The organism is Pseudoalteromonas mucoides, from assembly GCF_049257175.1.
In the GTDB taxonomy this organism is placed as follows: Bacteria; Pseudomonadota; Gammaproteobacteria; order Enterobacterales; family Alteromonadaceae; genus Pseudoalteromonas.
The window spans coordinates 172,413-197,800 of the sequence record NZ_JBMMUC010000001.1 but is presented as its reverse complement, the minus strand read 5'-3'; the positions used below and the strand labels follow the sequence as shown (position 1 = coordinate 197,800).

General features: G+C 40.4%; 21 protein-coding genes. 11 read left to right on the top strand and 10 right to left on the bottom strand.

What is annotated here, in order from left to right; all coding sequences use genetic code 11:
- On the top strand, positions 1–2,157 hold the full coding sequence (locus tag AAEU30_RS00815; RefSeq protein WP_421958847.1) for a M3 family metallopeptidase: 2,157 nt from the start codon (positions 1–3) through the stop codon (positions 2,155–2,157).
- Positions 2,158–2,266: 109 nt separating this feature from the next.
- On the opposite strand, the gene AAEU30_RS00810 is transcribed toward AAEU30_RS00815, so the two are convergent.
- From AAEU30_RS00810 to AAEU30_RS00785, 6 genes are all read right to left on the bottom strand, one after another.
- Positions 2,267–2,476: a cold-shock protein gene (locus AAEU30_RS00810; RefSeq protein ID WP_421958846.1), complete on the bottom strand. Its 210-nt coding sequence runs from the start codon at positions 2,474–2,476 to the stop codon at positions 2,267–2,269.
- A 228-nt stretch (positions 2,477–2,704) separates the two neighbouring features.
- Positions 2,705–3,403, bottom strand: a complete 699-nt coding sequence (locus tag AAEU30_RS00805; protein WP_421958845.1) for a M15 family metallopeptidase — start codon at positions 3,401–3,403, stop codon at positions 2,705–2,707.
- A 260-nt stretch (positions 3,404–3,663) separates the two neighbouring features.
- The gene (locus AAEU30_RS00800; RefSeq protein ID WP_421958844.1) at positions 3,664–5,763 is read right to left on the bottom strand and encodes a TonB-dependent receptor domain-containing protein; all 2,100 of its coding nucleotides are present in this window, start codon (positions 5,761–5,763) and stop codon (positions 3,664–3,666) included.
- Between the two features lie 129 nt (positions 5,764–5,892).
- The gene (locus AAEU30_RS00795; RefSeq protein ID WP_421958843.1) at positions 5,893–6,264 is read right to left on the bottom strand and encodes a biopolymer transporter ExbD; all 372 of its coding nucleotides are present in this window, start codon (positions 6,262–6,264) and stop codon (positions 5,893–5,895) included.
- 31 nt (positions 6,265–6,295) lie between these two features.
- The gene (locus AAEU30_RS00790) at positions 6,296–6,841 is read right to left on the bottom strand and encodes a MotA/TolQ/ExbB proton channel family protein (RefSeq protein WP_421958842.1); all 546 of its coding nucleotides are present in this window, start codon (positions 6,839–6,841) and stop codon (positions 6,296–6,298) included.
- A gap of 24 nt (positions 6,842–6,865) precedes the next feature.
- Positions 6,866–7,597, bottom strand: coding sequence for an energy transducer TonB (locus AAEU30_RS00785; protein WP_421958841.1), 732 nt, complete (start codon positions 7,595–7,597; stop codon positions 6,866–6,868).
- A gap of 64 nt (positions 7,598–7,661) precedes the next feature.
- Here AAEU30_RS00785 and AAEU30_RS00780 point away from each other — a divergent pair, with 64 nt between their 5' ends.
- Genes AAEU30_RS00780 through AAEU30_RS00770 form a run of 3 tightly spaced genes read left to right on the top strand, consistent with a single transcriptional unit; the run spans position 7,662 to position 10,439 of the window.
- On the top strand, positions 7,662–8,588 hold the full coding sequence (locus tag AAEU30_RS00780) for a heme/hemin ABC transporter substrate-binding protein (RefSeq protein WP_421958840.1): 927 nt from the start codon (positions 7,662–7,664) through the stop codon (positions 8,586–8,588).
- A gap of 2 nt (positions 8,589–8,590) precedes the next feature.
- Complete coding sequence (locus tag AAEU30_RS00775; RefSeq protein WP_421958839.1) at positions 8,591–9,643, top strand: FecCD family ABC transporter permease; 1,053 nt, start codon at positions 8,591–8,593, stop codon at positions 9,641–9,643.
- A gap of 1 nt (position 9,644) precedes the next feature.
- Positions 9,645–10,439 (top strand): heme ABC transporter ATP-binding protein, encoded by a 795-nt coding sequence (locus AAEU30_RS00770; RefSeq protein WP_421958838.1) that lies wholly within the window; start codon positions 9,645–9,647, stop codon positions 10,437–10,439.
- A gap of 56 nt (positions 10,440–10,495) precedes the next feature.
- Here AAEU30_RS00770 and AAEU30_RS00765 read toward each other — a convergent pair whose 3' ends face one another.
- A complete protein-coding gene (locus tag AAEU30_RS00765) occupies positions 10,496–12,043 on the bottom strand; it encodes a sensor domain-containing diguanylate cyclase (RefSeq protein ID WP_421958837.1) in 1,548 nt (515 codons plus the stop codon).
- Between the two features lie 567 nt (positions 12,044–12,610).
- Between AAEU30_RS00765 and AAEU30_RS00760 the strand changes: the two genes are divergently transcribed.
- From AAEU30_RS00760 to AAEU30_RS00740, 5 genes are read left to right on the top strand one after another with little or no spacing between them, the layout of a single operon-like run.
- Positions 12,611–14,416, top strand: coding sequence for a glycoside hydrolase family 3 protein (locus tag AAEU30_RS00760; protein WP_421958836.1), 1,806 nt, complete (start codon positions 12,611–12,613; stop codon positions 14,414–14,416).
- A 10-nt stretch (positions 14,417–14,426) separates the two neighbouring features.
- Positions 14,427–15,224: a putative hydro-lyase gene (locus AAEU30_RS00755; protein ID WP_421958835.1), complete on the top strand. Its 798-nt coding sequence runs from the start codon at positions 14,427–14,429 to the stop codon at positions 15,222–15,224.
- A gap of 14 nt (positions 15,225–15,238) precedes the next feature.
- On the top strand, positions 15,239–15,970 hold the full coding sequence (locus tag AAEU30_RS00750) for a 5-oxoprolinase subunit PxpA (RefSeq protein WP_421958834.1): 732 nt from the start codon (positions 15,239–15,241) through the stop codon (positions 15,968–15,970).
- The gene (locus tag AAEU30_RS00745) at positions 15,955–16,821 is read left to right on the top strand and encodes a glutamate cyclase domain-containing protein (RefSeq protein WP_421958833.1); all 867 of its coding nucleotides are present in this window, start codon (positions 15,955–15,957) and stop codon (positions 16,819–16,821) included. The genes AAEU30_RS00750 and AAEU30_RS00745 overlap by 16 nt, the downstream gene beginning before the upstream one ends.
- On the top strand, positions 16,818–17,675 hold the full coding sequence (locus AAEU30_RS00740) for an aminotransferase class IV (RefSeq protein WP_421958832.1): 858 nt from the start codon (positions 16,818–16,820) through the stop codon (positions 17,673–17,675). The genes AAEU30_RS00745 and AAEU30_RS00740 overlap by 4 nt, the downstream gene beginning before the upstream one ends.
- Before the next feature lie 58 nt (positions 17,676–17,733).
- Here the strand turns inward: AAEU30_RS00740 and AAEU30_RS00735 are convergent, their stop codons facing one another.
- Together AAEU30_RS00735 and AAEU30_RS00730 are read right to left on the bottom strand one after the other, a co-directional pair.
- A complete protein-coding gene (locus AAEU30_RS00735) occupies positions 17,734–18,222 on the bottom strand; it encodes a WD40 repeat domain-containing protein (protein ID WP_421959033.1) in 489 nt (162 codons plus the stop codon).
- 232 nt (positions 18,223–18,454) lie between these two features.
- On the bottom strand, positions 18,455–19,366 hold the full coding sequence (locus AAEU30_RS00730; RefSeq protein WP_421958831.1) for a GGDEF domain-containing response regulator: 912 nt from the start codon (positions 19,364–19,366) through the stop codon (positions 18,455–18,457).
- A 434-nt stretch (positions 19,367–19,800) separates the two neighbouring features.
- On the opposite strand from AAEU30_RS00730, the gene AAEU30_RS00725 reads away from it, so the two are divergent.
- Entirely contained in the window at positions 19,801–20,490 is a 690-nt protein-coding gene (locus tag AAEU30_RS00725; protein ID WP_290210364.1) for a 4'-phosphopantetheinyl transferase family protein, read from the top strand.
- A 648-nt stretch (positions 20,491–21,138) separates the two neighbouring features.
- Complete coding sequence (locus AAEU30_RS00720; RefSeq protein WP_421958830.1) at positions 21,139–23,163, top strand: S9 family peptidase; 2,025 nt, start codon at positions 21,139–21,141, stop codon at positions 23,161–23,163.
- Between the two features lie 520 nt (positions 23,164–23,683).
- Here AAEU30_RS00720 and AAEU30_RS00715 read toward each other — a convergent pair.
- On the bottom strand, positions 23,684–25,285 hold the full coding sequence (locus tag AAEU30_RS00715) for an isocitrate lyase (RefSeq protein ID WP_421958829.1): 1,602 nt from the start codon (positions 25,283–25,285) through the stop codon (positions 23,684–23,686).
- Between the last annotated feature and the right edge of the window lie 103 nt (positions 25,286–25,388).

Here is a 25,388-nt window from a genome sequence, read left to right as displayed (position 1 = left end):
ATGAAAACAATTTTAGCAACAGCCATTAGCTCGGCATTATTTTTAACAGCCTGCTCAGAGCCCGAAAATGTCAAAAGTACGCCTGCTGCAGAGCAAGTAACAACAGCAGAAAATGCCAACCCTCTGATGGAACAAAGTCCTTTGCAATATTATGCACCTGACTTTTCAGTAATAAAAGATGAGCATTTTTCACCGGCATTCAGCCAAGGAATGTCACAACAAATAGCAGAAGTAACACGTATTATTGACGATACAACTCCGGCTAATTTTAATAACACTATTGTTGCATTAGAAAAAAGTGGACAGTTACTAGGGCGAGTTAGCAGTATCTTTTTTAATCTGTCTGGCACAGACTCAAACCCTGCGAGACGAGCCCTTCAACAAGAGCTGGCTCCTAAACTTGCCGCTCACCGTGATGACATATTTCTAAATAAAGCATTGTTTGCAAAAGTTGAAACGCTTCATCAACAATCAGCAAACCTTGACTTGACGCCTGAACAAGCTCGGTTGCTCGACGTTTACTATAAACGTTTTATTCGCGCGGGCGCTAAGCTTGATGAACAACAGCAACAACAAATTCGCGACATTAATAGCGCTTTATCGAGCTTAACAACTCAGTTTGGGCAAAACTTATTAGCACTTTCAAAAAGCAATGTAGTCATCGTTGATAGTAAAAGTGATTTAGCCGGTTTGACTGAAAACCAAATTCAACAATATGCCAATGCAGCAACTGAAGCTGGGCATCAAGGTAAATACTTAATTAAAATAACCAATACCACACGCCAACCCATTCTTGCATCATTACAAAATAGGACATTACGTGAAAAAATTTGGCGAGCTTCTAGCGAGCGAGCTTTATCAGGAGAGTATAACAACAGCGAGATAGTCCCTAAGCTGGCAAAGTTAAGAGCACAAAAAGCAGCCTTATTAGGTTATAACAGTTATGCTGAGTATGGCTTAGATGCGCAAATGGCAAAGCAACCTTCAGCTGTTTTCGATATGTTCGCAACCATGGTTCCACAACTACTGCAGAACGTACATGCTGAAGCAAGCGCAATTGAAGAACAAATAAAAGCATCTGGAAATGATTTTACGTTACAGCCATGGGATTGGTTTTACTACGCAGAGCAAGTACGTAAAGAAAAATACAACTTAGATGAATCAGTAGTAAAAGAATATTTCGAGTTTAACCGCGTACTGGAAGACGGTGTATTCTATACCATGAACCGTTTTTATGGCGTCACGTTTAAACCGCGCACTGATTTACCTGTTTATCACCCTGATGTAAAAGCATATGAGCTATTTGATCATGACGGTAAAAGCCTTGCCATTTTTTATGCTGATTATTTTGCTCGAGAAGGCAAACGTGGCGGAGCATGGATGAGTTCATTCGTAAAACAATCAGGCTTGTTAGAGCAAAAACCGGTTGTTGTTAATGTTATGAATATTCAAAAAGCTGCCGAAGGCGAACCAACACTGATTAGCTATGACGAAGCAACAACGATTTTTCATGAGTTAGGTCATGGATTACATGGCATGTTGTCGAATGTTACCTACCCTAGTTTATCTGGTACTTCTGTATCGCGCGACTTTGTAGAGTTTCCGTCTACCTTTGAAGAAGACTGGGCAATGCACTCGGAAGTTATTGCCAACTATGCAAAACACTACAAAACGGGTGAACCCATACCTGCAAACTTACTTAAAAACGTAATACAATCGCGTAGCTTCAACCAAGGCTTCGATACGTTAGAATATGTTTCAGCTGCCCTGCTCGATATGCAATGGCACTCACTGCCAGCTGATGCACCACTACAAGATGTGGTAGATTTTGAGCAAGATGCCCTAACCAAACATAATGTGAATGTACCATACGTACCGCCACGCTATAAATCAGCTTACTTTTCACACTCTATGGGTGGCGGCTATTCTGCAGGTTATTATGCTTACATGTGGAGTGAGATTCTAGCCGCAGATGCCTACGCTTTCGTACAAGATGAAGGTGGTTTAAAACGTGAAATTGGTGACAAATACCGTAAAGAGATTTTAGAAGTGGGTAATTCACGTGATCTTATGGAGTCGTACAAAGCATTCAGAGGTCAAGAGCCTAATACGAGTGCGTTATTAAAACGAAGAGGGCTGACAACAGTAGTAAACTAGCGATATAAGAGTGAGCAAGTTTAAATACTTGCTTACTCTTTACTAAATTGCAGACACAAAAAAAGCGCTTAATATAAGCGCTTTTTGTTTTTACTAATTAAAGTAAAAATTATAACGGATTGATGTTATCCGCTTGTGGACCTTTTTGACCTTGTGAAAGAGTGAACTCTACACGTTGGCCTTCAGCTAAAGTTTTGAAACCTTCGCTTTTGATTGCTGAGAAATGTGCGAAAACGTCTGGACCATTTTCTTGCTCGATGAAACCAAAACCTTTAGACTCGTTGAACCACTTAACTGTACCTGATACGATGTTAGACATAGTAATATCCTGATATAAAAATAAAAAATAGTGCCCATGTGGGCGGGTGTAGCAAAAAATGAGATGGTACTTAAAAACTTCAGGACGGTAACTACAAGTATTACTTATACAACAACGAAATGGAGATTTATAAATTACATGCTTTCTTTCTAGCTGAGGCCCACTATATAGAGTTACTGTGTTATGTCAATAACTTTATTACTCTTTATACAATAACTTTCAGCGATGTCATTGCACTACAAAATCAAAATAGGTGTTTGGGTACGCTTGTGGCTTATAGGTAAAATGCCACCACTCCATCGAATATGGGGCAAACCCTGCGGCCATCATAATGTTTTTAAGTAAATAACGATTGGCTTTTTCACTGGCAGTAATACGTTCATCGTCGGTATTTGATATAGTATCAAACATATCAAACAAAGAGCCCATATTAAGCTCTTTGCCATTAGCATCAGTTAAAGTAAGATCAATTGTTGAGCCACGACTATGGCCAGATTTGGCCGCTATATAACCTCCCAATAACTTATCTTTGCCTAAATTTGGGTAATATTCTGCTTTAGTTTTTACATCTGATTCGTCATTAACCCAACGAACAAAGTGATCCACTGCGCGTTGCGGGCGATAACAATCAAAGATTTTTAAATTATACCCTGCCTTCTGGGCTTGTTTATGAGCTTGCTGTAAGCCTTTTGCTGCTGTTTTATGTAATAAGCACTTTGGGGCTTGATAACCATCAACAGGTTGGCCGACAAAGTTATTAGCGCTGTAGTAACGAATATCAAATATCGCTGTTGGCATTATCGTCGCAATATCTACAAACTCGTTACGCTTGGTTTTAGTCCCAACTTCTTCAGCATTTACAGCTGGGCTGATAAAGTAAATAGCTGTGAGTAATGAAATTGATTTAAAACAAAATTTTAAAAGCATAGTGCAACTTTATGGATTGTTATATTAAAACCATAATATTGCACACTTTTACATTTATGCAAATAATTTATTACCTCACCTTAGGAATTACAAATGCTAAGGTGCTCGCCGCTAATGGCATAATTAAGGCATAACTGAATCTACTCTAGTGATAGGATTTTTCGGCAGTTCTTCATTTATCCAAAGCTCGACTAAACATAGCAAGCAGAGCTTTAGATCCAAACCACCTCAAGCAACTTCCATCCTGAGGTGGCTTAGTATTAAAATTTAAAGCTTACTTGGGTTTTTATATTACGCCCTACGCCATAATCACCAATTGCTCCGCCAGTGCCGGCCATTACTTGATATTCTTTATCGAGCAAGTTATCCACCGCGACACGTACACTCCAAAAATCATTAATATCCCAATTAGCATTCAAACCCACTAGGGTATAACTATCTTGTTGTGTTTCTTTATATGATTGAGTTGCCCCGTCATAGGCTAGAACAGTTCGCTCAGCAATATCCTGAACGCTAATACCTGTTCGTAGCGCTTCGTCAAAGAAAAATAAACCAGCCGTGAGCGCCAGTTTATCTGCGGGTAAATACCATAGTGGCTCACCGTCTTGGTCTTCACCTGATATTTCGCTGTAAGCAAGATTTACATAGCCTATTGAGTAAGCGTAGTTCACTTCAAGTTCAAAGCCATCACGGTCATTACTACCACTGTTGTTGTAGCGAGGAGCTGGGGCTGGATTGGTTACTGAACTGGTATTTGACTGTATTTCGTCATCAACCTGAGTGTCAAAATAAACAACGCGCCCAGTTAATGAATCGCGATCAGAGAACACATTATCCGTTTGATAGCTCATGCCAATTTCTTGGTTTTGGCTATTCTCGGTTTCGAGTGCTAAATTAGGGTTACGACCACCATATAAATCATAGAGCTCATCGATTAATGGCGCCCTAAAGCCCTCTTGGTAGCTAGCAAATACAGCAAACTGCTCTGTAAATTGATAGTTCACTGTTACAGCAGGCACAACTTTTGAGTGTTCTACTTTGGTATCTAATTCAGAGTAATGACTATCAAATAGTGCTGTTGGTGTGCTGCGATATTCCTCATACCTAACACCTCCTGTTAGTGTCAGTGCCTGCCATGTAAATTCATCTTGAATATAGACCCCAATACGTTTTTGTTTACCACCTGGTTGCGAGGTCATTTGGCTATAAATTAACTCGTTACCATACTCTAAACAGGCGTATGTTTGCATGTTGTATTCTAAGCATGGGTAACTTTGCTTATCCCCTACACGTTCTTTGTCTGAATACTGCACACCGTAAGTAAGTGCATGCTTACCCAGTATGCTTGTGTTCATGATATCGAGCGTATTTATGTTGTACTCATAATGAGATTCAACGCCGATATAATCCTCTAACATGCCTTGGCCGTCGGTTTCTGTCACATGACTTTGGCTATTACCAAAGCGTACCGCTAAATCAAGGTATTTGTTATTTACCGGGTTTAACTCATAACTAAGATTAGTAACGGATTGCTTTACTCTGCGGTAAACTGTGCCCCAAGCCCCCGGATCTGTGGTATTAAATTCCGTTCTTTGGGCATCTTCACTTTGGCTATATGAAAGCCCTATTAATGAGTCATCCGTTAAGTAATACTCACCTTTAAGCAATAAAGACTCAGCTTCGATTGCGGAGTTATCGAGTGCTTCACCATTGGATAATTCAAAATCATCACTTTGTCGTTTTATATAAGCGGCTAAAATATCAAGTGAATCAGTAGGACGTGCATAGGCATAAACGCTGCCATTGTTTTCGTTGTTATTGCCATGGTGGCCTAGCTTAATTTTAGCACCTGCAGTTTGATCTGGCGCTAAAAAGTCACTGGCATCTTTGAATTCCATTTCAACCACGCCACCAAGTGCACCACCACCATGTAATACGGTACTTGGACCACGTTTAATGCTAACAGTACGATATAAATCAGCGTCACCAAAAAAGCTGCCCATCCGGTACTTTTCAAACGTTTGTATGGCGCCGTCAACACTAACTAGCACGTCTTCAGCGTCATTAAAGCCACGCACACTAAACTTTTGTCCACCAGCCCTAGGTCCACCCGTGGCTGTTACATTGGGCACAGCAATCAAACTATCGAAGACCGTTGTTGCCAGCACATCTTCAATATTCTCTGCGCTGATAACGTTCACCGCTTGAGAAGAATTAAGTGCCGTTTTTTCTGTTCGGGTCGCAGTGACCGTTACAGCATCAAGGTTTGTCGTTAACTTGGGTTGTTCTGATGAGTTTGTTTGTGCCATCACAGGTAGTGAAACACTGGCAATGCATAGAGCCAGTTTTGAAAGGCGCATGTTGTCGCTCCATAAAGTTAATATATATTATTATTAATTTACGAATTGGCTTAGCCCCTTAATCAGCAAATTCGAACCTATTTAAAACGGCATCATTATAACAAACCAAACATTAAATGAGAATTGTTTTTATTCTTTTTCAATAAGTATATTTGCAATTTTATGATCTTCTTTCGACAGTGCTGCTAAAAGCTTAACTAACTCACCACTTGGTACTTGCTGATCAATCGCAAGGTATACACCTGGTTGCTTTTTATGCCGTAAAGCTGAAATGACATCATCCAAGGAGTCGTAAGGTTTTTTAGCCAAGGCATATATAAGGTGTTTGTCGGTATAATTAACACTTAATACAATTGCTTTTTGTTGCTCAAGCGGTGCTTTATTCTCACTACCAACCTCAGGCAAAGTGACATCAAGCATGTCTAATTTTACCGCTGCTGTGAGTAATAAAAATACGAGTAATATAAAGAGCACGTCAATTAATGCGGTTAAATCAGGCATTAAGGAACTGTTGTTGGATTTATCTGGCAGCTCAAGCATGGGGAGGTTCATCAAAACAAAGTTGATAATTTAGGTGATTAATAATGCGGGTCAAATCGGTTTGAAAACGCTCTAAAAGCGCGTTAAAAACCCCACTTAATAACAAGCAAGGAATGGCAATAATAAGACCTGCCATGGTTGAATACATCGCTTCCCATAAGCCATCAGCAAGTAATGCCGGCGTTACCGCTTGATGTGTTTGTGCTATTTTTTTAAACATCAGCACTAAACCCCACACCGTGCCTAATAACCCCATCAGCGGGGTTAGTGTGCCCAATAGGGATAAAATGTTTAATCGTTTGCGCCAACCGCTTATACAATCTTGTAAATATAATTGGCACCATTGCTGGCGCTGCTCTGGCTGAGACTTTTGTTTTAGCTGCTGACTAAACTCATCGTTTGGTTGTTTTAGTTTTTGCATTTTCAGCCAACTTTGTCCAAACGCTAAACTGCGCTCTAACACAATAGCTAACGCAATAATTGAAACCATAAATAATGGCCAAGCCATAATACCGACTGCAGAAAATACATCGTGCATAATTACTTCTCTTAATTAAGTGCGTTATGAACGCAAGGAAAATTCTATTGGTACACTAAAGCGCGCTTTCACTTTATGTTGATCACGCATCACGGGGTGAAATTGCCATTGCGATACGTTATTTAATGCCGCTTTATCAAGCTCAGTAAAGCCACTGCTTTTTAAAACTGAAAGTTGGGCGATGGTGCCATCTTCGGCTAACTCTATTTGCAAAATCGCTACTCCCTGATAGCCACGGCGCTTCGCTTTTAATGGGTAATTTAAAGTTGGCCTAGGGGCTTTAAAAATAGGTAATGTATTTAAGTCGATAACGTGGTTTTTTAACGAGTGCTGCTTAGCAATGACAGGCGCGCTTGAAGCAGGTGCGGCTTGACTTGGTTTTGACTGTTTTTCAGCAGGTTCCACAACGGGTTTTACCTTTGCAATGGCAGTGTCAGGTGCAACGCTGGTTTTTTTAATAACTGGTTTTGTTTTGTTCGGCTGTGCAGTGCTTGTGCTTTTTTTTACGGTTGGCTGTTTTGCTAAGCGCTTAATCTTTGAGTGAAATTGCGTAGCTGATGCTTGTTTAGTAACAACAGTCGGCTTCTGTGTTTGTTTTTTTTGTGGCTTAACAGGCTCTGATGCAATGATTTTAATCGCAATTTTATCAGCAGGTTGTGCACCGCTAAATTTCACTCGATCTAATTCTGTTGGCTGAGAATACAGCCAACCTAAGTGGCACCCTAAAGAAACAATCAGAAAAATAATAAACTTCATAACTTTTAAATATAAATGCAAACTGTTACCATTTACATTAAATAATATCAACAATGGAATCGTTATGAAACCCCTACTCTCGTATTTAATTTTTATAACCCTAACTGTAACCAGCCAATGCATTTTTGCTCAGCAATCAACTGCTCCTCAAAGGGTTGTGGTATCAGGCGGCTCAATTACAGAAGTGATATACGCACTTGATGAGCAACAACGTATCATTGGAGTCGATAGCACGAGTGTTTTCCCTGCACAGGCAAAAGAAAAGCCACAAATAGGCTATGTTAGAAGGATCAGCGCAGAAGGTATTTTATCGTTAAACCCTGATTTAGTGATTGGTGAAGCGGATACAGGGCCAAAAAAAGTAGTCGAGCAATTAAAACAAACCGGTATCAACTTAGTCATCCTTGATGAAAATGATAATTTAGGCGGAATAGAAAGCAAAATAAAAAAAATTGCTACCTTATTAAATGTCGCTCAAAAAGGCGATGCTTTAGCCCAATCTCTGAAAGTAGACCGCGATGCTCTGAGCTATATTTTACAGCAAACGACGATTAAACCTCGAGTATTATTTGTGCTTAGTGTGCGTAATAGTCAACCTATCGTAGCCGGCGCTGGCACCTCAGCTGATGAGCTGATCAATGCGGCTGGAGGCGTTAATGTTGCAGCAAGTACAATCAATAATTGGAAGCCACTATCAACCGAAGCCGCACTTGCCATAAACCCTGATGTCATTATTACAATGGGCCGCCATGGCGATGATCCGCTTGTTAAGTTAGAAAAACTAGCTCACTTTAAATTCTCAAATGCTGTTAAAAATGGCCAAGTTCACAGCTTTGATGGCAGTTATTTACTTGGTATGGGACCGCGTACTCCGCAAGCAGTGGTTGAGCTTGCCCATACATTTCACCCTGACGCTCAATTACCGCAAGGTTATCAATATCGCTTTGCACCGAGTGCCAGCAATGTGACCGCCCAACGAAGTGAGCACTGATCATGTTGGCACTAGGTAGTACATTAATTTCACAAAATCAGCACCGTCGAATGGCGATCCCCGCATTATTTATAGTATGCGTAATTGTTTTTTTTATCGCCCTTAGTAAAGGCGGTGTTGCCATCAGCATCAGTGAAGTTATTTCGATTATAAATCAAACCGCCGACGATGAGCTCAAACATGCCATTATTTGGCAAATACGCTTGCCAAGATTAGTGCTGGCTATGATTGTCGGTGCAGGGCTTGCTGCATGCGGCGCCGCGATGCAGGCTATATTTAGAAACCCATTAGCCGACCCTGGTTTAATAGGAGTATCAAGCGGAGCTGCATTAGGCGCTGTTGCAACGATAGTGTTAGGCACCAGTTTATTTGCTAATTTTAGCGATAGTTTAGGTATTTACGCTGTGCCTGTTGGCGCATTTTTAGGCTGTATAGGCGTGTGTGTATTTATATACCGGCTCAGCGCCCATAGTGGGCAATTTACCATAATCAGCTTGCTACTAGCGGGAATTGCAGTCAATGCAATTGTTGGTTCACTCATTGGGGTATTAACTTTAATAAGTAACGATCAACAGCTTCGGGATTTAACCTTTTGGAGCATGGGTTCACTGGCGGGTAATCATTTTGCAATGATGCTGCCAACAATTACGCTAATTATTTTTAGCTGCGTGGCGTTACTTCGCTTAGGCAAGCCACTTAATTTATATTTATTAGGTGAAGCACAGGCAAAACACTTAGGTATTAATGTTACTAAGCTTAAAAAACAGGTATTTATATACACGGCTTTATGTACCGGTGCTGCTGTTGCGATCACTGGGATCATTGGTTTTGTCGGGTTTATCGTGCCGCATATTGTTCGTTTAGTACTGGGCCCTGATCACCGATATTTAATGCCCACAAGTATGCTTGGCGGTGCGCTATTGTTGAGCCTGGCCGATTTATTCGCCCGTACAGTGATGCTACCTGCTGAACTACCTATCGGACTTATTACCAGTGCGATTGGCGGCCCATTCTTTTTAATCATGTTATTAAAAACTTATCAACGACGAGGGTAAAATGCTTTTAGGTACTAACTTAACCGCTAAGATTGGCAGTAAAGCTCTCTTAGATAACGTTGATTTTATGGTAAAGCCCCATGAAGTCGTTGTGATCATTGGTCCGAATGGCGCAGGTAAATCGTCTTTACTCAAGGCACTTTGTGGTGATATTGCTTTAACTGATGGTGCTGTGAGTATTAATCAACAAAATTTAAACGATTATAGCATTACTGAACTGGCACAACTAAGAGCGGTACTCACGCAAAATTATGAACTGGACTTTCCGTTTACTGTTAACGAAGTAGTTGATATGGCGCATGTTGTACATCAAGAGCAGTTCAGTACTGGAGCACTTAAACGATTTTCGAAAAGTGCGATGCAGGCACTAGGTGTCACCCATCTTGCACAGCAGTGCTTTACCCAGTTATCTGGTGGGGAAAAGCAACGTGCGCAGCTTGCCCGCGTACTTTGTCAGTTACAACCAAGTTTGGCAAAAAAACGTACCTGCTATTTATTAATTGATGAACCGACATCAAGCCTAGACCTTTACCACCAATATGAAGTAATGACTCAAGCACAAGACATTGCCAAGCAAGGTGCTGGTGTGGTCGCTGTGGTACATGACTTATCATTAGCGGCAAGTTTTGCTGATCGTCTCTATATGATGGACAAAGGATCGGTTGTTGCCAGTGGCTCTCCTAAAGAAGTATTAACCCAAGCGAGGCTGAGTGAGGTCTATAAAATTAATGCTAAATTGCAGGTTGGTTTAAGCGATGTACTACCGCATATTCTGATCAGTAAAGAAGCGTGTTAAACACAGAAACAATGTAGTACTGCCTACATTGTTTCCATCTAAAACATCAAGGTAACTTAGTCCGGTTTCTTTATTTCAGCATCCTGATATTGAGAATCTAGAATAGACCTATTACGCCCAGTGCGCTTTGCTTTGTACAGCGCTTGATCGGCAAGCTTAAAGATATCGTCAATCGACAACTGTTTTAGCGGCCAACCCGCAATACCGACCGATACATTAATATAGCCGACCGGGTCAATGTAAGTTTCAGATACCTGTATGCGTAAGCGTTCAGCTAACACATAGGCGCTGCTAGCTGTCGCATTAGGTGATATCACATTAAACTCTTCACCCCCTGTTCGTGTAACAAAGTCGGTTGAACGGGTAACATCTAAAATAATCTTCGCTAACGACTGTAAAACAAGATCGCCAATATCATGCCCGTATTCGTCGTTTACACGTTTAAAGAAATCGATATCGATAGCCAATACAGCAAAAGAGGTTTCTGTGGTAGTTAGCTGCTCTAAAAAACCATCTAAACTGCGTCTATTGTGTAAACCTGTAAGTGGATCTGTTTGTGCTTCTTGGCGCAGTACACCTATTTGATTTTGAAATACCCCCACTCCTTTGAGCATAGCTTTACGTAACTCGGAACTTTCAAAATACCATGATTTTATGATCTTTAATCGTTGCGGAGCATTTGGGTTATCTAGTGCATTTGCTGTTTGCGCTAAATCTCGTAACGGGTGTGCAATCAGTCTAGCGAGCAGCCAAATAAAGAGTAATGTAGCCAAGCCAATGGGAAGCGTTCGGTACAGTACATTGATCATCAGGCCATCTAAGGGCTCAAGCGTAGCCTCTAATGATCGCTGTGTAATAATTCCCCAAGGAGCCGCTTTAAGTGATGCGTAGCCTGCAAGCATAACCACGTTATGGCTGTTTATTAGTTGCTTTGTACCACTTTTATATTTTAATACCGCTTCAATTACAGCATTATTATAAACTTGCTCACCAATTCGGGATGTATCAGGGTGATACAGTAACCGCCGGCTTTTGTCTACAACATATAAATACGAGCCATCTTTATGAAAATGCACTTGCAGCAAATCATGTAAGATATTGGCATGTTTTAAATAAATAGAACCGCCCACGTAGCCTAAGTATCGCCCATCAGTAGCAAACAACGGATGTGAAATAAAAATAATTAAATTGTTTGCAGCAGAAATATAAGGCTCACTGATCATCGGCTCTTTAAACGACAACGCTTGTAAAGCACCATCACTTTGCAGTTTTTTGCCTGCTAATTGTAAGCTTTTTGGTGAAATTCCTTTAACCACTCCATTAGCTAATACAACCACTGTGGAGTTAAAGCTATCGGTTTGACGTTTCAATCGCTCTGCTTCTTGGTTAAAAATAGCCTTATTATCAAAATTCTTAGCGATAATTTTTGCCGAATAGGCCAGTTGTTGTTGCGTTGACTGTAAAAAGAGATCAGTTGCAGAGGCTAACTTGGCCGCGTAAGCGCTCTGGCTTTTGAGAGTTTCAGCTTGCAGTTGTTGCTTTTGCACTTGATAGCTAGAATAGAAGCTATTTAAAAATGTGACAATACTGGCTGATAAAGCCAAGAAAAGGACTAATTTTTTTAAATCTAATTTGATATTTAAGGTTTTTTTTAAACGGTGCAAAATGGTACTCAACTTTGAAGTAAAGCGCCTTTAATTCCATGGCTATATTTCGTCCGAATAATAACAATATTTAACCAAAATAGGAAAAGGTTCTTGCTGTTGTCTTATTTAATTCTAACTTTAGATTTTGCCCATATATTAACACTGCGCTGAGAAATCAATTCATGTTGCCAATGATTGAGCAGTTCTTGGTAACATGAACTTGGAATATATTATTTCAAACCTGAAATACTAAAATACAGTTATAAACCTCTTACTTTCACACAAAAATCTGGCCCAAGCTTTATATTAAGCCTTAAACAAGAAATATAAGACTTAATTGAATCCTTTGCAGTTAGTTATAAAAACAGTTAGTGTTACAAAAAAATGCTGTATTTCAATCAAAAACAGCATTAACATAAAGAATAAAATATTCAAACAACAAATAAGCATTCAGCTTTGGAGCCTACTGTGTTAAATAAGTTTGCCATATCATCAATTATTTTTGGATTAGGGTGTTTTTTACCAATGAAATCGACCTTCGCAGCAACGAACTTAACCCTTGAACAGCAAATTGGCCAAAAGCTAATGCTTGATTTTCGTTATTACTGCGAGCAAGACAGCGAAAAAAAATGCCGAACACCAATGACCGAGCTACCTGCAGACTTAGCCAAAATAATCACTAAACATGATATTGGTGGGGTTATCTTATTTGCTGAAAATATTCAGAATATAAACCAAATTGTAAAGCTTAATAATCAGATGCAACAAGCTGCGGCTAAAGCCAGTTTAGGTGCGCCGTTATTTATCTCTATTGACCAAGAGGGCGGTCGGGTTGCTCGTATTCCTCGTGATATTGCAACCTCTTTTACTGGTAATATGTCAATAGGTGCAACCTATGCAGAGCATGGCACTCAGTTTGCGACGCAATCAGCACAAGTCATCGCCGATGAGCTTAAAGCAGTGGGTGTCAACGTCAATTACGCGCCTACTGTTGATGTCAATATGAACCCTGACAACCCAGTAATTAATGTGCGCTCATACGGTGAAGACCCAAGCTTGGTAAGCAAGCTTGGTGGCGCTCAAGTTGCAGGTTTTGAAGGCAATGGCGTGATCACCTCACTAAAACATTTCCCAGGGCATGGTGATACAAACGTAGACAGCCATACCGGCTTGCCTAAAGTCATGCATGACAAAGAAACCATTTGGCAGCAAGATTTGCCCCCTTTTAAAGAGATTATAAAAGAGCAAAATCCAGGCATGATCATGACCGCGCATATCCAATACCCCGCGCTTGATGACAGCACCTTTGTTAGTAAAGATGGTAAAACCATGATTAAACCCGCCACAATGTCACGTAAAATTATTACCGACCTGCTACGTGGTGAATTGAATTATCAAGGCGTAGTGATCACCGATGCCCTTGATATGGCCGGTATCAGCCACTTTTTTGAGCCAATTGAAGCCGTGGTAAATACTTTTGCCGCAGGCGTTGATATTGCGCTCATGCCAATCGAAATTCGTAGTCCTAAAGATCTTCTGGTACTTGATCAACTTATTGCACGCTTAGTGAAAGAGGTTAAAAACGGTCAACTCAATGGCAAAGAAATCGCGCAATCTGCACAACGTATATTAAAGCTTAAAAGTAAGTTTAAGCTCACTACAGCGCTGGATGAAACGCTTGCTATACAAAAAGCACAACTTATACTTGGCGATTCAAGTCACCGAAAAGTTGAGGCTGAGCTAGCCCTTGCAGCTATCACTTTAGCTAAAAATGTACAAAGCACCTTACCGTTAAAATTAGCTAACAACGCTAAAGTTCACATTATTATGCCAGATACCCGTAAATGTATGGCGCTTGAACAAGCAATAAAACAATACGCTGATAATGACTACCAATATAGCTGCACAAGTTTGCAAGGCTTTGAGCCTAGTGCGGCTCTAAAAGCACTAAACAATGCTGATGTTATTATCGCGGGCAACGCATCGCCGAATCAAAGCGCCGTTGAGATTGGCGGGATGGATGATTTAGCCGATGACCCACAATTTGCCATCGCTAAATCTGAACAAGGCGCAGCGCTTGAGCGCTTATTACAACAGGCACAACGTGCTAATAAAAAAACCGTATTTGTCAGCCTACGTGCCCCTTATGATATTGCAAAATTTGGCCAATATGGTGATGCAATTTTAGCTACTTATGCGTATAACATAGATATAGATAATAATGTTAAAGTAGCAGGACCTGCTTTTACAGCTCTTGCTAAAGTATTACTTGGCAAAGCTGCGGCAACAGGCACGTTACCCGTTACCGTAAATGGCATTAATAATAACTAAAGAGGATTTTATGCAACATAACGCTTCGCTCACAACACCTTATGCTATTCGAAATATGATTCGCAATGAAGATTATACAGGGCATACATCGGGTTTTGTACCAGGCTTTGTACAAGCTAATTTAGTGATTTTACCCGAGCGTTATGCATTTGATTTTTTACAATTTTGCCAAGCGAATAAAAAAGCATGCCCTATTGTAGCCAGTAGCCGTACGCCCGGCGCAATTGATATACCTAATGTTGCCCACGACCTTGATATACGTACAGACTTACCACGTTATCGCATTTTTAAAAAAGGCCAGCTAATTGAAGAAGTCACTAATATTAAAGAGCATTGGCGTGATGATCTCGTCACCTTTTTAATTGGTTGCTCTTTCTCATTTGAAGAATCACTACAAGCGGCCGGAATTGAAATTCGCAATATTACTGAACATAAAAATGTCCCTATGTATATGACCAATATTCCTTGTGAAAGCGCAGGGATTTTTCATTCTAATATGGTAGTTAGTATGCGACCTATGAAACCTGCAGATGCCATTCGCGCTATCCAAATTTGTAGTCGTTTTCCTGATGTGCACGGAGCGCCTGTTCATTTTGGCGACCCTGCTGCGATCGGCATTAGTAATATCAATCGCCCGAACTTTGGTGAATCTGTAAGTATTAAAGATGGCGAAGTACCGGTATTCTGGGCTTGTGGTGTAACCCCGCAAGTGGCTATTGCAAATGCAGCGCCAGATTTTTGTATTACTCACAGCCCTGGCCATATGTTGATAACCGATATTCAAAATGCGCACATTTCTGCGTTTTAACTGTTGGAAAATAGATGAAGCTTAATTGTGATTTAGGTGAGAGTTTTGGTGCTTGGCAAATGGGCCTCGATGACCAAGTTATGCCCCACATTGATATGGCAAATATCGCGTGCGGTTTTCACGCAGGTGACGCAGATGTCATGGCGAAAACTTTAACTTTAGCTGCGCAACATAAAGTGACTATAGGTGCACACCCTAGCTACCCTGATAAGCAAGGTTTTGGGCGTCGTTCAATGGCACTTTCTGCCGATGAGCTCAGTAACTGTATGCATTATCAAATTGCAGCCATTGAGGGCATGGCTAAAATACACGGTTTAACGCTGAGTTATGTAAAACCACATGGCGCACTTTATAACGACATGATGGCCGATGAGCAAATTTTAGAGTCTGTTATAACGGCAATTGCCAACTACTCTACAAATTTGAAATTAATGATTCTCGCGACTGCGAATGCCGATAAGCATCAAGAGCTGGCTAAAAAATACGGAGTAACTCTGATTTTAGAAGCCTTTGCTGATAGGCAATACACAGATCAAGGTCATCTTGTATCGCGTAAAATACCAGGCAGTGTGCATGGCAAAACAGCCCTCATAGCACAGGTAAAACAGTTACTAAATGATGGCAGTGTGACAACTCAAAGTGGTAATAAACTAACATTAAACGCTGATAGCTTATGCGTACATGGCGATAACGCTGACGGTATAGCCCTTATTCGAGAGATAAAAGCACTATGCCAAACAAGCTAAATGACCAGCAACTTAGTCACGCTATCGAAGCGATGATGATTGAGCAAAATCTGCGAGGAATGCAAAGTTTATACGCTCATCAGCAAACAGGTACTTATTTACGCGCGGCAAATGCGCTGTACAAAGCAAAAAATACAGTATTAATTGGTACTGGCTTTGCGGTAAAGCAAACCTTCGAAACCGATGGCCCCGTTGGCGCAATTGCTTTATACAACGCACTTAAAGCACTAGGTAAACAGCCTATTTTAGTATGTGGAAACCCCCTTTACAGCGCACTTAGAAATGATTTTAATTGCTTTGAATTACCATTAGATAACCTTTCAGAGGCGATGGCATTTAGTAAGCAAGCATTAGCAGAGTTAAACCCCGATTGTGTGTTATCTATTGAACGACCTGGTTTATGCCATGGTAATAAATATTATAATATGCGCGGAATTGATATATCGGCTGATTGTGGCTGCTTTGACTTTTTTATCTCACAAGCGACTTGCCCAACTATTGCTATAGGCGATGGTGGTAACGAAATTGGTATGGGTAATGTTGCTCAATACATGACAGAGTTGAGCATTATGCCAAGCTTAACGTGCTGTGATGAGCTACTACTTGCTGATGTGTCTAACTGGGCTGCATATGGCATTATCGCTTTTTTAAGCCGCTGGCATCACCAAGACTTGCTTGCCAATACAAATACCTTAGCAATTTTACAGTACCTAAGTGATCGTGGCAGCGTTGATGGCGTTACCCACAAAAACGAACTAACCGAAGATGGCTTAAACGCTATGCACGGCCAACAATTAATAACACGACTGCGCCAACTTGGCGGCTTTATAGAGAATGAGGATTATCCATGAGCACGGTTTACCTAAATGGTGATTACCTAGCAGCAGCAGACGCGAAGATTTCACCAATGGATCGCGGTTTTTTATTTGGTGATGGTATTTATGAAGTCATTCCTGCTTACCAAGGTAAAATGCTTGGCTTTAATGCGCATATAGAGCGGATGAATAACGGCCTTAATGAAATTGAAATTAAGCTCGGTTACAGCACTGATAAATGGCGTGAGATTTGCCAACAGTTGTGTGAAAAAAATCACGGTGATAATTTAGGTATTTACTTGCACGTCAGCCGAGGCGCCGATACTAAACGCGCTCATGCCTACCCTACTGATATAACACCAACCGTGTTTGCGTATGTATTTGAAATTCCTGCACAGCCCGTCAGCGATATTGAGCACGCCACAACTTATACCGTTTCGTTAGAACAAGATAAACGTTGGCAGCGTTGCCACATAAAATCAACCGCGCTACTTGGCAATGTTATTCATTATCAACAAGGTGCTGCCGCTGGCAATAAAGAGACTATTCTGTACAACCGATTAGATGAAATAACCGAAGCAAGCTCAAGTAATGTATTTATAGTTAAAGACGGTGTGATAAGTACCCCACCACTTGATAACCAAATTTTACCAGGTATAACGCGCTGGTTGATTTTAAATATTCTGCATAGTCATAGTGATTTTAAAGTACAACAACGTGTTATAAGTAAATCTGAACTGCTTAGCGCCGATGAAGTGTGGATCACAAGCGCAACCAAAGAGGTCGGCGCTGTGATAAAAGTAAATGGTAAACTTGTAGGTGACGGGAAACCGGGCAAGGTATGGCAACAAGTGCAAAGTTTATTTACCAAACATAAATTTGATTACTAGAAACATTTAGCCCTAATAATGAAGGCCGAGTTTGTTAAGTCAACACGGCCTACTTACACTACTTGGGCGGTTCATAAGGCCAAACTTCAAGCACGCCATCACTGGTTTCAGTCATAATACTTTTGCTATTTTTATCATAGGCTACCGCCAAGACGGAGCTGCGCAAACGTAACTTTGCCGCCTTATACTCTGCTAGCTGCTGGCCATCGGCAACACGCCATAAATACAAAGTGCTTTTTGGCAACCCTGTTAAAAACCATTTATCATCATTAATAAATAGCGAGTCATTAAACTCTATAAAATTGGCCATGATGTCTAATTCAGCTTGCTCTTCGCCTGTTTTTAAATCTATAAATTGCCGATCATCCACAGAATCGATGGAAAAACCAATGCTCGCAGTGCTATTCATCGCAACGTGATTAATGCGTGTAGTGGATTTAAAACGCTGTGTAATTTTACCGTCGTTAGTTGTCCAAACGTAGGCAAATTTATCACTTGAACCCGTTAAGGCTGTTGTTCCATCATCAGACAAAGCCACAGAGTTAATATCTAAGCGGTGAATTTTTAGTTACGGTTTTATATTAGCCCACTACTTAGCCGCAAGCTAAGCCAGCTTATTTAACCAACAAGTGCGCTGCGCTTTGCCATTTCACTAATATGGGTGGGTTTAGAATAATGTAAGTGACAGAATGTGAAAAGCTAAAATCACGTGCCAAAAGTGCGAAGCTTTATGTGACGGCAAAAAATGATTATCTGGTGCAAAACCAGAATTAACACGGCTAAAAAGTGAGTTTATTACGCCCTGTTTGCTTAGAAATATAGAGCTTTTCATCAGCGCTTTTTATTATTTCGTCTTGCCCACTAAGGCCACGTAAAGTGGCAACCCCGGCACTTACCGTTAATATATCGAATGCAGAATGCTCATGTGTAATATTTAGCGCCACAACATTTTGTACAATCTTTTGTGCAACCAGTACCGCACCTGATAAATCAGTGAATGGTAAAATCACCGCAAACTCTTCACCGCCATAGCGTGAAACAAAGTCACACGGCCTTTTAAGAGTATCTTTAATACAATTAGCTACGTTTTGTAGGGCTTTATCGCCAACTACATGCCCATAAGTATCATTAAATTGTTTAAAATGATCAATATCGATAAAAATAAGGGCGTAGTCACTCCCTTCACGTATTGCACTTAACTGTGTTTGTATAAGGTGGGAATCAAAATACCGGCGATTATAGACCTGCGTTAAGCTGTCTAAAAAAACCATTTCAAGCAATTTATCGCGTTGTAATTTAAGTGTAAGGTGAACTTTAACACGATTAAAAACAGTTTTAGCATTAATAGGCTTACTAATAAAATCAACACCACCTACTTGCCAACAAATATCTTCATGCTCAACGTACGAAGTAATAAAAATAACCGGCACGTCTTTTAAATCAGAATTGGATTTAAGCCGTTTACACGTTTCAATGCCATTTATTCCCTCCATTGCAATATCGAGTAGAATTAAATCTGGAGTATCGGTTTCACAATGCTTAATTGCTTGTTCACCACTGCTAACGGCTGTGGTGTTGTAATAAGAGGAAAGTATTTTCTCTAAGAGTGAAATATTTAACTGCTGATCATCAACAATCAGTATTTTCGACTTTGTAAGCCCTTGAGCTATTTCACTTTCTACATTTGTCATTTACTGCACTCTTACTACTTTAGCTCGCCTAATTAACACAAGCCTACTCAGGTAAAGTAACCTAAGTCGTGATATTTTTGATTATACTTTGCTCTAGCATACACTATCGGCAAGATTACTAAAGTATTCATTTTTCACACTCACAGCAAGTTGAGATATTCCTAATGAGTAAAGCAAAACACATTGAGTTTATTGCCGTCTAAATCGCGGAAATAACCGGTATATGGACCAATCCCCTCTTAGTCTGTAGCGCCAAGTTAATTGCTTTTGCATAAAAAGCATCTACTTAGGCCGGGCTTGAAGCAGTTATAGCAATCATTGTGTAAAGTACGTGATTAAATTTAGCGAGATTCTGCTAATTAAAAATTATATTCCTCATTGCACAATTATAGTACTATCAATACTTTAATGAGCTGAACATCACTAACTATTTTATGACTATTCACCAATGCATACAGCTAACACCTTTACTTACTCATAAATCATATTGCTGTAAATTTGAGACTGAAAACTTTTCAGATGATGACTATAATCGCTATCAGATCCCCTTCCCAAAACAGTTAGAAAAAGCCGTTGCTAAACGTAAAGCCGAATATTTAGCAGGCAGAGTGTGCGCTAAACGTGTACTCGCGGCGTTCAACATTTATAATTTCGAATTAATAAGCGCAGCAGATCGTGCTCCCATCTGGCCTAATAAAATAGTGGGCAGCATTACCCATAGCCAAAATACAGCAATGGCAATGGCATCTGACAATAGAGATATTGCGGGGATCGGTATCGATATAGAGCTGTTAATGAGTGCCAAGCAAGAGCAAGAACTCCAACAACAAATTTTGCACCCTGATGAACTTTTTCAGTTTCAACAATTAGCCAAACAGGTATCACACCCATTAACCGTGATTTTTTCTGCCAAAGAAAGTATTTTTAAAGCCTTATACCCAAGCGTAATGCAGTTTTTTGGTTTTGAAGCCGCCCAGCTTATTGCTTTTAATAAACAACAACTGCAATTTAAAATAACCCAAACACTTTCAGAACAAGTGCCGCAAGACACTTGCGTCACCGTATTTTATCAATGTAGCAACGAGCAAGTCCTCACTGAATGCGAATTTAAAACGCCTTTTTAAACTCAGCCATCCAGCACTTTTTCTACCTCAACAATTAAATATTAAATTTTCCTGCAAGTAATTCATCATATGAATAGTTAGCCAATAAGTCTATGACAATATAGGCTGTTAACTCTAGATACCAAATATCTAATCTAAAATAGCTTTACGCTCTGCAAACAAGCGCTATAGGTTTTCTAGGAAAGAAAACTACTTTGGTGATCATCAACCTATAGCTAACATTAACATCACTGCAATTAGTCCATAAAGCAAGGCATTATCGATGCCATTAGCGCTATAGTACAAACAAAGGTTTCGAACATAAGCGGTTTCAGGCTAAATGGAATATCCGTTTTTGGCACGATGTCATTGTTGACTAGGTTACTCATTCTCTGTTCTTATGATTGAAGTTACTCCACATTTTTGTGCTGCCCCACCTTTAGGGCATATCGCTTTAAGGTGGTTATTGTCTACTGAACTAGTGAGGTTTTCAGCATGAAGCTTCAAGGATTTTTTATTTTTACCGATAAATACATGCTAAATTCTTGATAAATGGTTGTATAACCTGAGCTTATTAAAAAGATAAACCTCCGTTCATCGCAATCTGGTGTATTTTTAATCTTTGTTACTTTATAACAGTATTAATGCTGTTTAATACAAGGAATAAAAATGAAATTACTCTCTCCCCTTGCGCTGCTGGCTACGGTGAGCTTCTGTGGCGTCGCGGCTCAAGCTGATAATGCTTTAAAGTTAGAAGATGTTTTTGATCTTGAATATGCCAACCAAATTGAAATGACCGCTGATGGTGATGTGGTTTATTTTGTTCGTAACCGCATGGATATTAAAAGCGACCGTAAAGTAAGTAATATTTGGTCGGTAAATAGCAGTTCAAAACAACTGCAACCGCTTACCTCTGGTGTGCACATGGATTACTCGCCAGTGCTTTCACCCGATGAAACGCGCTTAGCGTTTATATCTACTCGCGACGGTAGCAGCCAAATTTATGTAAAATGGTTGAATACAGGCGCTGTTGCCAAGATAAGTAATTTAACCCAAAGCCCTGGTCATTTAACTTGGTCACCGAATGGTAAAAAACTTGTATTTAGTCAGTTTGTCCCCGCTGCCAGCGCAAACCCCGTCTCTTTACCTGGTAAGCCGAAGGGTGCTGATTGGGCAGAGCCCGCCAAGTACATTGATGACGTTTACTACCGAGCTGACGGTGGTGGCTATACTAAAAAAGGTTTTCGTCATCTATTTGAAATTAGCGCCACTGGCGGAAATGCAAATCAACTGAGCTCTGGCGACTTTGACCATGGAGGCCCTGTAAGTTTTAGTAAAAACGGTGACAGTTTATACTTTTCTGCCAATCGCCATGCAGATTACTTATTTAAGCCAACCAACTCTGAAATATACAAGCTGGATTTACAATCTACTGAGATCACTCAAGTAACCGATAGACTAGGCCCTGATGGCCAGCCTATGATTTCACCCAACGGTCGTTATTTGGCGTATACCGGGTATGATGATAAAAAAACCAATTATGAAAATGCGCAATTATATATTCGTGACTTAAAAACGGGAAAAACACAAACTCTAACAGCCGATTTAGATCGCAGCGTTTCACAAATAAAGTGGGCTGATGATTCTAAAGGGCTTTACTTTGCTTTTGATAGTGAGGGGCAAACCACGCTTGCCTATCAACCACGAAACGGTAAACGTAAAATTTTAACGCAAAACATAGGAAGTGTTGCCTTTGGTCGGCCATATTCAGGTGGTGATTTTGATGTTAGCGAAGATGGTGAAGTGGCATTTACCTTAGCAAATACTCAGCGCCCTGCCGATGTTGCATTTTTAAAGCGCGGTAAAACTCAGTCATTAACTCAATTAAATGAAGATGCATTAGCGAACAAAAGCCTAGCTAAGGTTGAAGAAATTTGGGTTAAATCAAGCCATGATGGTTTGGCTGTACAAGGTTGGGTTGCATACCCACCGGGTTTTGATAAGTCCAAAAAATATCCATTAGTGCTTGAAATCCATGGTGGACCGGTGGCCAATTACGGTCCTCATTTTAGCCCAGAAGTTCAATTGTTTGCTGCCAAAGGCAATGTAGTGCTTTATATGAACCCTCGCGGGAGTGACTCATACGGTAAGGAGTTTGCACAAACAATTCATCACAATTACCCAAGCAATGACTTTGATGATTTAATGACTGGAGTGGATGCATTAATAGCAAAAGGCTTTATTGACGAGTCTAAGTTATTTGTCACCGGTGGCTCTGGCGGTGGCACATTAACAGCTTGGGTTGTAGGTCATACTGACCGCTTTGCTGCTGCTGTTGTGGCAAAACCAGTTATCAATTGGATCAGTTTTGTACTAACTGCCGATTACTACCCGTTTTTTGCTGATTACTGGTTTCCTGGCAAACCATGGGATCACATTGAGCATTATATGAAACGTTCTCCGATAAGCTATGTGGGTAACGTAAAAACCCCGACCATGCTATTAACAGGTGAAGCCGATTATCGTACGCCGATATCTGAAACTGAGCAATACTATCAAGCTTTGAAACTACAAGGTGTCGATACTGCAATGGTGCGTATCCCTGGTGCATCACATGGCATTACCAAACGCCCTTCAAACTTAATGACTAAAGTTGCTTATATTCAGTGGTGGTTTGATAAGCATAGTAAATAATGCTTAAGCTACGAGTTTCGGGCTACAGGCACTCTGCTGATACTCGTAGCTCGTAGCTCGTAGCTCGTAGCTCGTAGCCAATATACTGTAAACCCCCTTTACAAAAGTGAGTGCTTATTCACATTGGGCAATATTTATATCGGACTTAGTAGGTAAGCTGAGTTAGTAAAATTTCGGTTTATAGCAATTTCAGCCAGTTGAGTTAGTAAAAAATCGGTTTGAGTCAGTGTTTATGGCGTTTAAGTTAGTAAAAAAATGGTTTGTAACAACTTTGAGTTAGTAAAAAATCGGTTTATATTTTCGTCCAATGCTTAAAAGCGCTACTAAATATCACTTTTCGTACCTATAACATCAAATAACAGCCCTATTTTACGTGTAAATAGACTTTCTGCCTTTAGTTGATAAAACTCTGATCTATAATAATGCTAAAAAGTAGCGGCTAGTTAAATACTGATCCGAACGCATTAAAAAAGGGCCTTAAGGCCCTTTGCAACATTGTTGAGTTGGAATGATGTATTTATTAAAACTGATTCATGGTGTTTGCTTCACCACCGGCTTTAAGCGCGTTCTCACCAGAGAAATATTCTTTGTGCGTATCACCAATATTTGACCCTGCAAGATCTTGATGCTTAACCGAGGCCTGTTCACGGCGAATTTCTTGACGTTGAACGTCTCGTACATAAGCCAGCATGCCTAAATCACCAAAGTAACCCTCAGATAAAATATCCGTGCTTAATGCAGCTGTATGGTACGTTGGTAATGTAATTAAGTGATGGAAAATACCCGCTTCTCTTGCGCCGTCACGCTGGAAGTTCTGTACTAAAACATCGGCTGCTTTAGCAAGCTCAGTGTTATCCATTTCTGGCGCCATTAGTGCTTTATTATCGTCAAGGCTCGGGTACGCTGATAGGTCACGTCCTGCTTCTTGCCATTCTTGATATACTTGCTCACGGAATTTCAATGTCCAGTTAAATGACGGTGAATTGTTATACACCAATTTCGCATTAGGTACTTGCTCTTTAACACGGTTTACCAGCTCTGCAATTTGTTTAACATGTGGCTTTTCAGTTTCAATCCATAGTAAATCAGCCCCAGATTGTAGGCTTGTCACACAGTCGAGTACCACTCGGTCTTTCTCAGTGCCTTCGCGGAATTGGTAAAGACCATTTTCTAAACGAGTTGGTTTACATAATTGGCCATTAAGCTTCATTGCTGTATCGCCTTCATTTAAATCTTCTACCCCATTAATAGGCGTCGTTTCTAAAAATGCATTGTACTGACTTGCCAAGTCACCAGGAGTTTGTGACACGGGCACTTTTTGTGTCAGACTGGCACCTAATGAGTCAGTGCGCGCTACAATAACGCCATTATCAATACCCAGTTCTAAAAACGCGTAACGTACGGCATTTATTTTTGCTAAAAAATCTTCATGCGGCACAGTCACCTTACCCGCTTGGTGACCACACTGCTTAGCATCAGATACCTGATTTTCGATTTGAATCGCACACGCACCCGCTTCAATCATCTTTTTAGCAAGTAGATAAGTTGCTTCTTCATTACCAAAACCTGCATCAATATCAGCAATAATTGGCACTACATGGCTTTCAAAGTTATTGATTTTATCAAGTACCGCTTGTACATCGCCACCACTTGCTTTTGCTGCATCAAGGTCTTTAAATAAATGATCTAACTCACGTGCATCGGCTTGTTTTAAGAAGGTATAAATCTCTTCAATAAGCGCTGGAACAGAGGTTTTTTCGTGCATACTTTGGTCAGGCAAAGGGCCAAATTCTGAGCGAAGTGCCGCAACCATCCAGCCACTTAAATACACATAACTGCGCTTTGTGGTTTTTTGATGACGCTTAATAGCCATCATCATTTGTTGCGCAGTGAATCCATGCCAGCACCCTAGAGATTGAGTGTACTGACTCGTATCTGCGTCATAAGCAGCCATGTCTTCACGCATTATGTCGGCAGTAAACTGTGCAATATCTAACCCTGTACGAAAGCGGTTTTGCAAACGCATGCGGCTTGCGTATTCAGGGTTAATTGCTTGCCACGTTTTACCTTGAGTTTGGCAAAGTGTTGCTAATGTGTCTGTGTGATGTTGATAAGTACTCATAATAAAAAATCCTTTGAACGGTTAAAGCAAATATTTATTTTGTTGTGTGAGAGACTAGGGGCTTATGCTCCGTAGCGCTTAATTCAACATTAGGCGGATTTTT

Excerpts from the sequence above, each read along its gene's own strand:
- AAEU30_RS00795 (WP_421958843.1), bottom strand. The coding sequence starts at position 6,264 with ATGCCTGATTTAACCGCATTAATTGACGTGCTCTTTATATTACTCGTA.
- AAEU30_RS00745 (WP_421958833.1), top strand. The coding sequence starts at position 15,955 with ATGCCAAACAAGCTAAATGACCAGCAACTTAGTCACGCTATCGAAGCG.
- AAEU30_RS00785 (WP_421958841.1), bottom strand. The coding sequence starts at position 7,597 with ATGAAGTTTATTATTTTTCTGATTGTTTCTTTAGGGTGCCACTTAGGT.
- AAEU30_RS00725 (WP_290210364.1), top strand. The coding sequence starts at position 19,801 with ATGACTATTCACCAATGCATACAGCTAACACCTTTACTTACTCATAAA.
- AAEU30_RS00760 (WP_421958836.1), top strand. The coding sequence starts at position 12,611 with ATGAAATCGACCTTCGCAGCAACGAACTTAACCCTTGAACAGCAAATT.
- AAEU30_RS00790 (WP_421958842.1), bottom strand. The coding sequence starts at position 6,841 with ATGCACGATGTATTTTCTGCAGTCGGTATTATGGCTTGGCCATTATTT.
- AAEU30_RS00740 (WP_421958832.1), top strand. The coding sequence starts at position 16,818 with ATGAGCACGGTTTACCTAAATGGTGATTACCTAGCAGCAGCAGACGCG.
- AAEU30_RS00755 (WP_421958835.1), top strand. The coding sequence starts at position 14,427 with ATGCAACATAACGCTTCGCTCACAACACCTTATGCTATTCGAAATATG.
- AAEU30_RS00730 (WP_421958831.1), bottom strand. The coding sequence starts at position 19,366 with ATGACAAATGTAGAAAGTGAAATAGCTCAAGGGCTTACAAAGTCGAAA.
- AAEU30_RS00780 (WP_421958840.1), top strand. The coding sequence starts at position 7,662 with ATGAAACCCCTACTCTCGTATTTAATTTTTATAACCCTAACTGTAACC.
- AAEU30_RS00715 (WP_421958829.1), bottom strand. The coding sequence starts at position 25,285 with ATGAGTACTTATCAACATCACACAGACACATTAGCAACACTTTGCCAA.
- AAEU30_RS00720 (WP_421958830.1), top strand. The coding sequence starts at position 21,139 with ATGAAATTACTCTCTCCCCTTGCGCTGCTGGCTACGGTGAGCTTCTGT.
- AAEU30_RS00775 (WP_421958839.1), top strand. The coding sequence starts at position 8,591 with ATGTTGGCACTAGGTAGTACATTAATTTCACAAAATCAGCACCGTCGA.
- AAEU30_RS00770 (WP_421958838.1), top strand. The coding sequence starts at position 9,645 with ATGCTTTTAGGTACTAACTTAACCGCTAAGATTGGCAGTAAAGCTCTC.
- AAEU30_RS00805 (WP_421958845.1), bottom strand. The coding sequence starts at position 3,403 with ATGCTTTTAAAATTTTGTTTTAAATCAATTTCATTACTCACAGCTATT.
- AAEU30_RS00810 (WP_421958846.1), bottom strand. The coding sequence starts at position 2,476 with ATGTCTAACATCGTATCAGGTACAGTTAAGTGGTTCAACGAGTCTAAA.
- AAEU30_RS00750 (WP_421958834.1), top strand. The coding sequence starts at position 15,239 with ATGAAGCTTAATTGTGATTTAGGTGAGAGTTTTGGTGCTTGGCAAATG.
- AAEU30_RS00815 (WP_421958847.1), top strand. The coding sequence starts at position 1 with ATGAAAACAATTTTAGCAACAGCCATTAGCTCGGCATTATTTTTAACA.
- AAEU30_RS00800 (WP_421958844.1), bottom strand. The coding sequence starts at position 5,763 with ATGCGCCTTTCAAAACTGGCTCTATGCATTGCCAGTGTTTCACTACCT.